Raw genomic sequence first — 12526 nt, forward strand, 5'->3', positions numbered from 1 at the left:
CCGTTTACTAGGGGAGATGGCAAACCAGTTATGGCCGACGTGTCGCAAAAACGTAGTTCGCAGCGATTGAACGATGCCACCATGGTTGGATTGTGGCTTCAGGCTGCTGACAGCGAGATGCGCGAACGAATGCAATCGTTGGTCGCATCAGCCACGGAATCTGATCTGGATGCTCTACTTGCGTGGTCAGGACTACGCATGGATGAGGTTGAGCGGATCGATACCTTCCTTGGCACTTTGCTTGCCCATCATTTGGCAGACTCCGCCGTCGAGGAAGCAAAGAGCGTTATAGATTCTTTCCCAGCCGTAGTGTTCGCTTCGGTTGTTGGTCGCGCTGCTCGTATTGCTGGTCCTCAGGACATCTGGCTCGATTGGCCGGCAGGTATGCAGCTCGATCCACGCGCCGATGAGACTAAGGCTGTGGTGGAGCACCTCATCGAAAAGCTCCCAGAGTTCGTTACGGACTTCGGGCTTGTCGACGTCGCAGTTCTCGACGGTGCCGCAGCTGAGGCAGGAACCTCGGAGGATTCCGCTCGATTGGCATTGCTCCACGCTGGCATGCAGCAGTCGGTCATGCCGCTGCTTATCGAGCGTCTAGAAGACGAAGCAGGGCTTGGTGACATAACTGATCCGTCGCCAAGCGATGTCGTGCAGACGCTGGCCACCGTCAAGAACTCGGTGGAAGCGATGGTGAGCGGGTTCGGAACGGATGCGGGTGGTGATGTGCCACGGGCGCTGCGGCTGTTGGCTCAGTCTGCGCCGAAAACGGCGGTCGCTCTGGTTAACGCAACGCTTGGCTATGCGATGGCAACGGCAGCGGATCCTGCGAACTGGGAATCACGCGATGATCTCGGACCTGACACCACAGGTATCCCACCAATTTTGCTCGATGCAGCTCGCGAAGAATTGCGATTGCGTCCAGTGGGTACGCAGTCACGACGAACCGCGGTTGGCGTTGTAGCTACCACTGGCCGGCCACAGTTGTACTTCGACGAGATCACGCAGCGCATCGGCATCCAGCTGCCAACTCCTGCAGCGCCCGCGAATCGCGACTGGCTTGTTACCTATGGTGGCACCGTTGTGTCGAAGCAGGCTGTTGGTTTGGAAGATTCGTCGTCACGCCCTGTCGTGCCGGTAACTGAACCAGTGCGTTCGGTGCTGGTTGAGCTGGGCGAAGATCAGCATTGGCGGGTACCCGCTATTGATACGGATGACCCGGTGCTGATTTTCGGTGCGGATGGGCAGTCGATCACAGATAAAGTGTCGCTTCATTCGGATGCCGTGACGGTTGTTTACCCTAACGATGCTCGTCTGGTGGATCCGGTTACTGGTGAGGATATTCCACTGCTCACAGAGCCACGTCCTGCTGAATGGCAGTTGTGGCAAGTCGCGGAAGTTGATTTACGTGATGTGCATGCAGTCCAGATTCGTCGCGGTGGTATCGCTGGCGAAGTGCGTTCTGCCTCTCCGGTGCGTCGACCGCAGCTGACATTGCCACACGCGCGTCTCGATGGAGCGGTTACGCAATTTGGCACGCCCGTCTATGCAGGTGGGCCGGTGGCAGTGTTCCCGCCGACGTTGTCTGGAAATGCGGAGACATGGCGAGCGCAGATTGCTGAATTCTCGGGCTATGGCAATTTCGCTGAAGAAATGATCATGGTCTACGACCTTGAAATCCCTGCAGCTGGCGGCAACGTCGACATTCTGACTGACGATGATTACCCATGGCTCGGTGAGTTCGTCGTACGCTTGACGAACCCACGCGGACGGAGCTTCCAGAAGCACTTTGCTGTCGCGGAGCAAGCCGAGCTGTCGGTCACGTACCGCAATGGTGGCGATGGGTTCCGTATCCCAACTGAAGAAGGTTTGAGCCCTGCTGAAGTGCGGGTTGTTTCCGGCGAGAAGCCGTTGGAAGCCGACCCAGCAGTGTTGCGTCTTGGTGAAGATGAAACGAAGGGCACCATAGAACTTTCCACCGAAGAGGGCGCTTGGCTAGAACTATTGGTGAAGCCAGGATTCCTCGAGTTTGAGGTTCCCCTGTCCGACGAAACTGTAGCGCGACGTAAGTTCACCCTGTTGACTCGCCCGGGACGACTCGATGTTCACGGTCGCTTCAAGGTCATGGCACCCGGCGAGTTGCGCCATGCGCACCTAGCTGTTGCGTCCGGTGAGCGTGACATTTGTCGAGTACCGATTTCTCGTAATGGCGACGAAGGTGTCGCGGACTTTGGGTCTTATGCTGATCGTATTGCGCTGCTGAAGTCGGTCTCAGTCAACTTGGACTGGACGCGAGTGACGGGTCGTCGCCGGTTGTCCGTTCCGTTGGTGTCAGCTCCCCAGGTTGATCCAGTGCAGTCTATTGCCTGGGCAGAGGATGCACCAGGAATTATCGAGGTTGAGCACAGCGCATCGGTTGCACATGTGCCAATGACACTGTGGGTGTGGTGTGCCCGAGCACCGTGGCTGAAGCCAGTTGGTTTGCGCGTCATCGATAGTGAGTGCGAATTGCCAGAGGAACTGCTGCCACATGGCCCGTTTGTGGTGCAGGTGACCTTCGGCGTCGAGAAGGATCGTCGCCCGGTGTGGCCAGCACTAGAATCGGTCATTCTGCCGGAAGTGGAGGGCGAGGAGGCGAGTTCCAGCCTTGCCGATGTCGTTGGTGACTTGAAGGTTGACCAGTTGGCTCAATTGTGGTCGTTGTTCGCTGCCATGCGGTCGGGTAGTGGCACGATGATGGCGCAGGCAAACGACGAGTTAACGCCAGACAATCTGCGGACTGTGCTGACGGCGGTGCCACGAAAGAATCTGTCGGCGCTGAATTCGACGTCTATCAAGCTTGACGATCAACCGGGCATGCTCATTTCTTCCGGCCTCGTGCTGCGTGATTTTTCCATGTCGGAACCGACTCCAGGTCGTCGTCGCGTGCCATGGCTGGGCGCACTGGCTGCGATGAGTGATGTCGTCACCGATGATGCGGTTACACACAGCGAACAGCTTGAGTATCTTCGCGCTACCGGTGGTGAAGCGCTGCTGCGTGCGATGGCTACAGGTCAGGATGCGACTTTGGAGTCCGCCTGCATTGACCAGTCATCCGTCCAGATCACGGCATTGCCCGAAGCACAGGCAAACGCGATTCTGGGGCAGTTCTTCGATGTGCACCGGATGGTTCCGGGTCCACTTACTGACGACGATGCTCGCTTCACCGCCATTTACGAAGTGGTGCAGCATCGCAATGAGATTGTGGATTCGGGCATCATGACTGGTTTGGCTGCTGCGTCCCGCAAACTCTTCCAGATTGTCTCTCGCACCTCGCCAAAGCTGAGGAAAGCCGTGAACGTGCGCTTCCACAAGCTTGACGGCATCGATGCCTATGAGCCGTCGTTGCACTGGACTCTTGTGCCTGGAACCTCACTGCTCATTGCCGTTGCAGCTCGAGCGTTGGCGAGGGCGAAGGCAGAGAACCCTGATGTCGATGACTCCGTTTTGGCTGAGCTCCTGCCACTGTGGGCGCAGCTCGCGGATCTGGTGCCAACGCTCGTCATGAGTGACCTTCTCATCGCCGATGCGTTGGTGACTTTCGCTCTGCACGGCGACCGTACCCTGCCGATTGAAGTCGCAGCTACCGATGACGACGATCCCGCCACGGAAACAAGTTCGGATACCAACGGTGACGAGGCGAGTGCAGCCGAAGCCAGCGCCGATGAGGCACTGGCTGACGCAATCCTCGGTGGCTCTGCAGACGCTAGCGACTAATTAGTCACCAGCGGTAGAGCTACTTTTCTCCGACCAGCGCGTATCCCCATGCAGGAAGCGTGACGACGCCGTCGTCAAGTGTTGCCGCCGCAGAGGGGAACGTGCTGAGTACAGTTGGCGAGCCGTGGGTGGTGTCGCCGAAACGGGCGACTGCTGCGTCATACATTACGTGGGAGTTTTGCGGTGACAGCGGGACTGTGACTTCCTCGTCCGAGAAGTTGGCCACAAGCATGACAGGAGATGGTGTTGTCGTTGAGAATGCTCCCGCAGCCGTGTTTGTGCGGGTGAGCTTGAGCCACCGTCCGTCAGCGTCGGTTTCTGTTGCCACGGACACTGCCCAGGGGCTGCGAAGCTGTGGGAGGGATCGGCGAAGAGCAAGCAGTTCTTGGTAGGCAGACAGAATTTCTGCGTGTGGAGCAGAATCCAGTTCCGACCAGTTCAACTTGGAGTTGGTGAACGTGTCGATGGCGATCGGGTCGGCGACTTCGTCTGGATCCCAGCCTGCCCGAGCGAACTCACGGAGTCGACCTTCTCGGGTTAGTCGCTGCAGTTCTGGATTTTCGTGCGAGCAGAAGAAGGCAAATGGAGTCGATGCGCCCCACTCTTCGCCCTGGAAGAGCATCGGAGTAAACGGGGACGCGGCGACGACTGCGAGTTTCAACGCTTGCTGAGCAGGAGTGAGATTCATCGATGGGCGGTCGCCCGTAGCGCGATTGCCGGTCTGGTCATGCGTCGTCGTATACGTGACGAAGGAGCTCAGTGGCTGGACATCGAGGTTGAAGCCACGGCCATGGGTACGACCTCGGAATGTGGACATACGGTTCAGGTGGAAAAACGCTTCGTTCAATGTCTGTGCGAGAACATCGACAGTGCCGAAATCGCCGTAGTAAGAGTGCTCTTCGCCGGAGACGAGCGTATGAATTGCGTGGTGAACATCGTCATCCCACTGTGCTGCAAGTCCGAATCCACCCGCGGCACGAGGTCGCACAATCTTTGGATCATTCTGATCGGACTCAGCGATGAGTGAACGAGGAATGCCCGTTTCAGCGGAAACGGACTCGGCGACAACCTGCATTTGTTCGAGGATGTGGAACGCGCCTTCGTCGTGAAGTGCATGAACCGCATCGAGGCGCAGGCCGTCAATGTGGTAATCAACGAACCACTGACGAATCGCATCCAGAATATAAGCGCGAATCTCATCGGAGTGATCGCCCATCAGATTGACGACTTCACCCCAGCCGGTTGAACCACCAGAGGTGTACGGGCCGAAGAACCCAACGTAGTTTCCATCGGGACCAAAGTGGTTGAACACTACGTCCATAATGACTGCTAGGCCCTTGTTGTGGCACGTATCAACGAGCTTTTGGAGGCCGCGCGGGCCACCGTAACCTTCGTGGACTGCGTGCCAGCTGACACCGTCGTAACCCCAGTTGCGATCGCCTCCGAATGGCTGCACGGGCATGAGCTCAATATGGGTAACGCCGAGGGAAATAAGGTGATCCAGGTGTTCAACCAGGCCTTCGAAGTCGCCAGACTCGGAAAATGTGCCGACGTGCAGTTCGTAAATCACACCACCTGGCAGGATCCGGCCGGTCCACTGTGCGTCTTTCCAGGCGTAATCGGAAAGGTCGACAATCTCGGAAAAGCCATGTGGGCCGTCCGGTTGCGACTGTGAACGCGGATCCGGAAGCGGGATAGTCCAGTCGCTCGGGTTCTCTGGAGTGTCGTCTTCGGAAGCGCCGTAGCCCGAATGTGCCCGCATTTGAAATGCGTATCGATCGCCAGGTGCCCGTGCTACGTCCGCTTCGAACCATCCCTCAAGAGCGCTATCCGGAAGCATTGGAAAGACCTGTGGTGCTTCCGGATCGCCAAGGAGGAGTTCAACTTCAGTTGCGTATGGTGCCCAGACTCGATAGTTACTCATGTTTTCCATGGTAAAGGCCTAATAGCGACTCTGTTGGATTACACAAGGAGGGAATAGGGAACAATAGGAGACATGTCTGATCCCAGCGCGCCCCTGATTGTGCCCTCGCCAGGCGAAATCGCTACTGATGAATACGAAATCAAACGATCTCGATTCATCACGTGGATCACGCGTGCCGACTCCGAAGAAGAAGCCCGCGACATTCTCGCACTCGCTCGCGCGGAGTATTCAGATGCTCGCCATCATTGTTCTGCATACATTCATGAAGTGGAGGGCTCGAATCGCGTTGAACGCTCCTCTGACGACGGTGAACCCTCCGGAACAGCTGGCAGGCCAATGCTCGATGTCCTCCTTGGGTCGGGGATGACGAATGTCGTGGCGGTCGTCGTCAGGTATTTCGGCGGGATCAAACTCGGCACAGGCGGACTTGTTCGAGCATATTCGGATGCAGTATCTGGGTGCTTGCCAAAGGTTTCAAAGAACACACGGGTGCGTCGCGAGCTGCGCAGTATCGAGGTCAATCCAGGTGACGCCGGGCGGGTCGAGTCGGAATTGCGCAATCGAGGCTTCGATGTTGTAGATACCGCGTGGTCGGCACAGGTGACTCATACTGTGGCAATTGAACCGGGAACAACTGAGCTTCTCGATGGAGCCCTGCAGGCCCTCTCTCACGGCGAGCTCTTGTCAGCCAAGGCGGGGACACGTTGGGTCGAGCTGCCACTGCGATAGCCTAGGCGAAATCGCAGAAACACCCGCGTCGTCAGTTAATCACTGGTAACTCTAAGTGCATGACACAGCAGCCTGATTCTTCCCAGCAGCCAGCACTTCTCGTCGACCGCGAGGGGTACATTGAGACATGGACTATCAATCGAGCGGATAGTCGCAATCCGATTTCTGCACCGGATGTCATTGACGCGATTGTCGATAACGTCGCTCGGGTCAACATGGACCACGATGTTCGCGCTGTTATCCTCACCGGCGCCGGGTCCGCATTCTCTGCTGGTGGCAATGTCAAGGACATGGTTGACAAGACGGGCATGTTCAGTGGCACCCCATACGAACTTCGCGACGGCTACCGCAACGGCATCCAGCGCATCCCAATGGCGTTGTACCACTGTCAAGTTCCTGTTATCGCTGCGGTCAACGGTCCCGCGGTCGGAGCCGGGTGTGACTTGTCACTGATGTGTGACCTGCGAGTGGCATCAACGAAGGCGTGGTTCGCAGAGAGCTTCGTTGGTCTCGGGATCATTCCTGGCGATGGTGGCGCATGGCTGTTGACCAAGACCATTGGCCCAGCGCGGGCGGCAGAAATGGCGCTGACCGGCGACCGAATTACTGCGGACAAGGCCGCAGAATGGGGCATGGTTAACGAGGTCGTCGAGCCGGACGAACTGCTCGATGCGGCGAAGAAGCTAGCGGGTCGCGTCGCAAAGAATCCTCCACATGCAGTGCGAATGGCAAAGAAGTTGCTTCGCGAGTCGCAGCATCAGTCTTTGGCTAGCCTGTTGGAGTTGTCGGCGGCAATGCAGGCGTTGGCGCACACGACTGAGGATCATCGTGAAGCTCTGAACGCATTCATGGAAAAGAGGCCGGGTTTCTATTCTGGAAAGTAGTCGTTTGCTGGTTATTGGGCGTTCCGCTATTAGCGAACAAGGTGCACTACGCTTTCCGCGATGTGCTGAAGATGAATAAGATGAAAGCATGAGTTACCTGCAGCCTTATCAGCAAAACCCGATTGAACTGCGCAAACAAGCGGTTCGTAAGCACTCGCGTAATGCAGTGTTGTGGAGCACCGGTGGCATTATCGGCGGTGTGGCCATTGGTTTGATGGCACAGAGCTTTGTCTTGATGGCCATGATCATTGGTATTGGCATCATCGGCGGTCTGGTGAACTGGCAGAAGGTTCAAAAGATCGTCAATCATAAGGACAATCAGTAGTTCACCCACGGGTTGGCGTGGCAGATGTGCCCGCGCAACCATGTGGTGCAGGTAGTTCATGACGCAGCATCTAGATGACGATAAGCCAGTCCGCATCGACGCCTGGCTGTGGGCAGTGCGGTTACTCAAGACGCGCTCTCAGGCTGCGGAGGCGTGCCGGGGTGGTCACGTCAAGCTGAATGGTAACGCCGTCAAGCCTGCGACGATCGTCGCGCCTGGCGACGAGATTCGTGTGTGGGCGAATCACCGCGAAACAATTGTTGAGGTCACGCGGACAATCGCCAAGCGAGTTGGCGCACCGATTGCGAAAACGTGTTACATCGATAAGTCGCCGCCACCGCCGCCAAGGGAAATCTTGGCGTCTATTCCGATGCGAGATCGGGGAGCGGGGCGTCCGACAAAGAAGGAACGTCGGCAGATTGATCGACTTCGCGGTCGATAACCCCTGTTTCGTTGACGGCTCCGGCCTTGTCCAAAATTGCGAGGCGCACTTTCATTCGCTTCACTCGCGCTTCTGGGTGCAGACCGAGGTGCTGGGTTTGCGTGATGTGATCTTCACCGAACTCGGCGAGGAGACAATCGTCGATAATTCGGGCGTGACCTGGGGTGAAACGATAGCGCATCGCTTTGGACACCTGGTCTACGCGACGAGGCTCTAGCAGTTTGCGCAACTCTCCCACGGTGTCGACTCCATTGGCATCAAGGATGTCTTCTAACCATGCGTAGTGTTCAGACTTGGATCGAGGGATGCGTGGCAGGAACAGGGTGAGCACGCCCGGCAGAGTTTCTGCATTGATTTCGATGTCGTCGGCACGATTAGGAGAGCTGTCTCTCCCTGTTGCATCGGACGTCGTGCTGTCTGAGTCTTGGGCAGATGCCGCTTCTTGTTCTTGCTCGTCAATGATGGAGGCGATCTGGTCGAACTGTTGGTCGGCAAGTTCAATCAGACCGGCTGCGAGAGCAAAAGCACGGTCGATGCGTGGATCGACTACACCCTCGGCTGACTTGTATCGAATATCGTGCTCGAATTCTGCCCACGCATGTTGGAGTACCGTGCGCACTTGAATCTCGAATTCAAGACCTTTATAAGGCTCGAGAATATTCGGCGCGTTCTCGCCGATTCGGCAGACCAAATGATGCGAGCCGTACCCTAGCTGCCCGCTGATTCGCGTTTCTAACGTTTTGTCCGTTGTGCGGAGGATGTCGAGGTCATCAGCCAGGACTTCAAGCACACTGGGGATCTCGGTAGAGTGGTACGTGGTGATACGAGCACCGACGAGATCATGAATATCGGCCCACGGGTCGGCGTAAACGAACGAGCCATCGTCGCGGCGACGCATCGCTTTCATTCGAAGCGAGCGCCATGTCTTCACTCGCGCTGTGACCTGATCGAATGCGAGGCCGGAGTCAGCGAGAATTTCACTGATTCCGTCTGCGAAGTCAGCAGCAGCCGTCGGGTGCGCCGCTAGCCACGAGTCGTACTGTGACTGCAGCGTGCGCATCCGTTCGCTAATTTTGCGACGCTTCTTTCTCGTCTGTGGACGAGCTGGTTGGTCTTGTTGCTTAGACATCTACTTCTTCTGCAACGAGCAGAGCCACAGGGTAGGTATCAAACATGCTAGAAACGACGACGGTTCCTGACCAGGTGCGACCAGTGAAGCGGTCTGTCCAGAATCCATCAGGCAAAGTTACTGTGGTGTCGCCCCAACCTCCATCGCGCTCCAGACCGATTGGACGGCGGGTAACCAAAGCGATGATGTCTTGGTCTTCGCCCTGTGGGCCACGTGCAGCACCGACCAGGTAGCGTTCGCCGACACCTTCGGCAAAAACTGGCTGGTAGGTGCCACCGACGAACGAGTCAGGTCGTTCAGCACGCAAAGCCAAACCATGGTGGGTGACCATCAGCTTGACCATGTTTGCATCTGCCGCAGTAAAGCCTTCAGGCAATGTCGCCGGAGTCTCTGCGGAGCTCACCGCAGTTGGAACCTCACCTCGGCGTACCTGGTCGAGTGCTACGCGACGGGCATCGTAATCTACGAAACGACGATTGTCTGGGTCCACCAACGAGTCTTCGAGGAACTCCGTGCCCTGGTAGGTGTCAGGAATACCTGGTCCTACGAGCTGAAGCAGCTTTCGCGACCAACTCGTCGTCATGCCTGCTGGAGCGATGGACTGCACAAATTCAGTAATGCGGTCGGTGAGCGGGCCGTCGAGGAGGCGGTCGATCCAGCGCATTACACGGAGTTCCATCTCCTCGTCCGGTTCGGTCCACGTGGTGATGGAACTAGCCTCGCGCATTGCTTTTTGCGCGTATGCGTGGAGACGGTCGCGGAGTTCGTCCGTGATAACTCCATCTGCGGGCCATACGCCAACGATGTTCTGGATCAAGAAATAGCCAGTTGCAGCGTCTGGAGCTGGGGTAATGGCATTCCAATCGCGAATGTTCTCGGCCCAGTCACCAGCGATATCCGAAAGTTGGATAATGCGAGCACGGACATCTTCGCCTCGCTTGGTGTCGTGCGTGGACAATGCCGTCATCGTTCCTGGCCATAGACGGGCACGCTCCGACTGCAGGAGATGGTACTCGGCAGCTGAGACACCATAGCGGCTTGGATCGCCACCGACTTCGTTCAAGCTGACCAGTCGGCTTGCCCTGTAGAACGTCGTGTCTTCGACTCCCTTTGCCATCACAGCACCACAGACCTGCGCAAAGCGAGTGGCGGCTTCACCCTGTGCGATCAGCCCAGCGGCAATCAAGTCCAGGGCAAAAACACGCGATGGGAAGCGTGCGGCCATTTCCTGGATGACCGACGATGCCACGCGAGACAGCGACACATAGTCCGAGCGATAGACAGGCATAGCTGCGACGAGCTCGCTGATGGTGTCCATCAACTCTTCCTCGGTGACATTGCCACCGTAGGTCGACCAGTTATCGCGGCGAAGTGCGCGGGCTAGACGACGTACCTCCGCCGTCAATTCGCTCTTTGCGATTTCTCGCTTCAGCTCTCGTTCCGTCGCCTTAACTGCCTGTTTGTCCCACGTAGAGCCCGATTCCTGTAGCGCAAGCATGCTCATAGTGTCGCGTGATTCGCGGTTCATGAAAACGTTGTCGAACTCACGCAGTGCGTCGTAGCCGGTCGTGCCATCCACCTGCAAGCGAGGATCGAGTGGCTCGGTAGCACCGAGAATCTTCTCGATGACCAACCACTTGTCGTCGCCAAGCAAGCGACGCAGCTGCGACAAGTAACCGAAAGGATCCGACAAACCATCGGGATGGTCAACTCGGACACCATCGATGATATCGGCAGCGATGAGCTCGCGAACGATCCGATGAGTGTGCTCGAAGACAACCGGGTTTTCCTGGCGAATACCCGCGAGCCCGTTCACACTAAAGAATCGACGGTAACCGATAATGCCATCGCGCCAGAACATCAATCGGTACGACTGGCGAGCATGCACTTCTTGCGGCGTACCCTCCTCGGTGCCAGGGCGGATCGGAAACGCATGATCGTAGTACTTGAGCAGTGGCTCATCACCGCTGAGATCAACCTCAAGCTTTTCGACGTCGTCCTCAGAGCCCAAAACGGGCAGGCCCATTTTGCCGTCAGCGCCGTTGTCCTCGTGCCAATCGATATCGAAGTACGGTTCGAAATCGGAATCTTGTCCGTATGTAAGGACATCCCACCACCACTTATTGAGCTCTGGCTGCTCGACACCAAGGTGGTTAGGGACGATATCGATGATGATGCCGATGCCAGCCTCGTGCGCAGTTGCAGCGAGCGACTGCAGTCCCTTCATGCCACCCAACTCAGGGTTTATGGTGGTGGGATCGATGACGTCGTAGCCATGGTTTGACTCGGGAACCGACGAGAGAACTGGCGATAGGTAAATGTGGGAAACACCGAGCTCGGCAAGGTAAGAGATCTGTTTCTCGGCATCCGCGAAAGTGAATGCGCGGCCGTTTGGATCCGCCTTTGGACCGCGCAGCTGAACACGGTAGGTGGACGTAATTGGTCGTCGATCCATGGAAACGAGATCACTCGCCTTTCTGTCAAGGTGCGACTAGTTCACCTCCACCTTAGTGGGCGTACGCCCAGAAAGTTGGATATAAAACTTCGCCAGTAGCGAGCGCGCAAGCCTCAACGTGGGCGCGATAGTCCGGACGGCTGCCCGCCGGAGTGAATAGAGCTAGTCGATCGCCCTCTCGCACGAAAGCAAGTGGCGATACCCGTTCGGCGGAGCGTTTCCATCTCTGTGCTGCCCATGCGTAACCACGTCGAAGGTCGACGTTGTGAGGAAAAACCAAAAGCGAATCTACTGATGCTGGAAAATACACCGGAGTGTCACCAAAAAGCCGACACAAGTGCCCATCCAGCTCTAACAGCGCAGCCGTAGCAGCAAGCCAACCAGTGACATGGTGCGCGGGGCTACCCAGTTCCAATCCATGCACAAGGTCGCGGCGAGCGGGGCAATGGCCTATGGCCTTACGCACCACATCCTGCTGGCGAGCCGTAAATAGCCGAGTAGCTTGTACTCCCGTTGCAGCTGCCGCGGGGCGTGCGACTACATGCAGTTGCCCCGTTGAGGTATGACGGTCGATCAATTCCTGCCCAGCTGTTTCCATTGAAAACCCTGGCCCAGTGACCACACCTATCAGCCCGGCCCCCACGTCGCGCCAATCTATATCTGATGGCGCATCACGTAACCACTCTGCCGGACGCAATTCCGGTACTGGTCGAAGCATTGCTAAGTCCCCCCACGTTCAGTCAATGCAATTTTGATGAAGCAGTTCTACTGCAGCCCTAGTGCAGCAGGAGGCTCTACCAACAGCCTCCCTTACTTACACTGACGCTCCAGGAATGGCATTGGTTCCCGAGGTTTTCGCAGAGGGGCACGAGAGCACGCATATTC

At 57.0% G+C, this 12526-nt stretch carries 9 protein-coding genes; 5 read left to right on the forward strand and 4 right to left on the reverse strand.

Going from position 1 to position 12526, the window contains the following annotated elements; translation table 11 throughout:
• Positions 1-30 precede the first annotated feature (30 nt).
• Positions 31-3753, forward strand: a complete 3723-nt coding sequence (locus tag WG934_RS09890; RefSeq protein ID WP_339989935.1) for a hypothetical protein — start codon at positions 31-33, stop codon at positions 3751-3753.
• Between the two features lie 19 nt (positions 3754-3772).
• Here the strand turns inward: WG934_RS09890 and treZ are convergent, their stop codons facing one another.
• Positions 3773-5686 carry a malto-oligosyltrehalose trehalohydrolase gene (gene treZ / locus WG934_RS09895; RefSeq protein WP_339989936.1) on the reverse strand — a complete coding sequence of 638 codons (1914 nt, stop codon included), beginning with the start codon at positions 5684-5686 and terminating at the stop codon, positions 3773-3775.
• Between the two features lie 63 nt (positions 5687-5749).
• On the opposite strand from treZ, the gene WG934_RS09900 reads away from it, so the two are divergent.
• The 4 genes from WG934_RS09900 (at position 5750) to WG934_RS09915 (ending at position 8057) form a co-directional block, all read left to right on the forward strand.
• Positions 5750-6406, forward strand: a complete 657-nt coding sequence (locus WG934_RS09900; RefSeq protein ID WP_339989937.1) for an IMPACT family protein — start codon at positions 5750-5752, stop codon at positions 6404-6406.
• A gap of 59 nt (positions 6407-6465) precedes the next feature.
• Complete coding sequence (locus WG934_RS09905) at positions 6466-7290, forward strand: crotonase/enoyl-CoA hydratase family protein (protein ID WP_339989938.1); 825 nt, start codon at positions 6466-6468, stop codon at positions 7288-7290.
• 88 nt (positions 7291-7378) lie between these two features.
• Positions 7379-7615, forward strand: a complete 237-nt coding sequence (locus tag WG934_RS09910) for a hypothetical protein (protein ID WP_339980165.1) — start codon at positions 7379-7381, stop codon at positions 7613-7615.
• A 58-nt stretch (positions 7616-7673) separates the two neighbouring features.
• A complete protein-coding gene (locus WG934_RS09915) occupies positions 7674-8057 on the forward strand; it encodes an RNA-binding S4 domain-containing protein (protein WP_339980166.1) in 384 nt (127 codons plus the stop codon).
• Here the strand turns inward: WG934_RS09915 and WG934_RS09920 are convergent.
• From WG934_RS09920 to WG934_RS09930, 3 genes are read right to left on the reverse strand one after another with little or no spacing between them, the layout of a single operon-like run.
• Complete coding sequence (locus WG934_RS09920; protein WP_339989939.1) at positions 7978-9186, reverse strand: GTP pyrophosphokinase; 1209 nt, start codon at positions 9184-9186, stop codon at positions 7978-7980. The genes WG934_RS09915 and WG934_RS09920 overlap by 80 nt on opposite strands.
• Positions 9179-11641, reverse strand: coding sequence for a malto-oligosyltrehalose synthase (gene treY, locus WG934_RS09925; RefSeq protein ID WP_339989940.1), 2463 nt, complete (start codon positions 11639-11641; stop codon positions 9179-9181). Before treY ends, WG934_RS09920 begins: the two co-directional genes overlap by 8 nt.
• Positions 11642-11693: 52 nt before the next feature.
• Positions 11694-12359 (reverse strand): hypothetical protein, encoded by a 666-nt coding sequence (locus WG934_RS09930; RefSeq protein ID WP_339989941.1) that lies wholly within the window; start codon positions 12357-12359, stop codon positions 11694-11696.
• Positions 12360-12526 lie beyond the last annotated feature (167 nt).

Source organism: Corynebacterium sp. H78, from assembly GCF_037572275.1.
Taxonomy (GTDB): Bacteria; Actinomycetota; Actinomycetes; order Mycobacteriales; family Mycobacteriaceae; genus Corynebacterium.

Excerpts from the sequence above, each read along its gene's own strand:
- WG934_RS09890 (WP_339989935.1), top strand. The coding sequence starts at position 31 with ATGGCCGACGTGTCGCAAAAACGTAGTTCGCAGCGATTGAACGATGCC.
- treZ (WP_339989936.1), bottom strand. The coding sequence starts at position 5,686 with ATGGAAAACATGAGTAACTATCGAGTCTGGGCACCATACGCAACTGAA.
- WG934_RS09900 (WP_339989937.1), top strand. The coding sequence starts at position 5,750 with ATGTCTGATCCCAGCGCGCCCCTGATTGTGCCCTCGCCAGGCGAAATC.
- WG934_RS09905 (WP_339989938.1), top strand. The coding sequence starts at position 6,466 with ATGACACAGCAGCCTGATTCTTCCCAGCAGCCAGCACTTCTCGTCGAC.
- WG934_RS09910 (WP_339980165.1), top strand. The coding sequence starts at position 7,379 with ATGAGTTACCTGCAGCCTTATCAGCAAAACCCGATTGAACTGCGCAAA.
- WG934_RS09915 (WP_339980166.1), top strand. The coding sequence starts at position 7,674 with ATGACGCAGCATCTAGATGACGATAAGCCAGTCCGCATCGACGCCTGG.
- WG934_RS09920 (WP_339989939.1), bottom strand. The coding sequence starts at position 9,186 with ATGTCTAAGCAACAAGACCAACCAGCTCGTCCACAGACGAGAAAGAAG.
- treY (WP_339989940.1), bottom strand. The coding sequence starts at position 11,641 with ATGGATCGACGACCAATTACGTCCACCTACCGTGTTCAGCTGCGCGGT.
- WG934_RS09930 (WP_339989941.1), bottom strand. The coding sequence starts at position 12,359 with ATGCTTCGACCAGTACCGGAATTGCGTCCGGCAGAGTGGTTACGTGAT.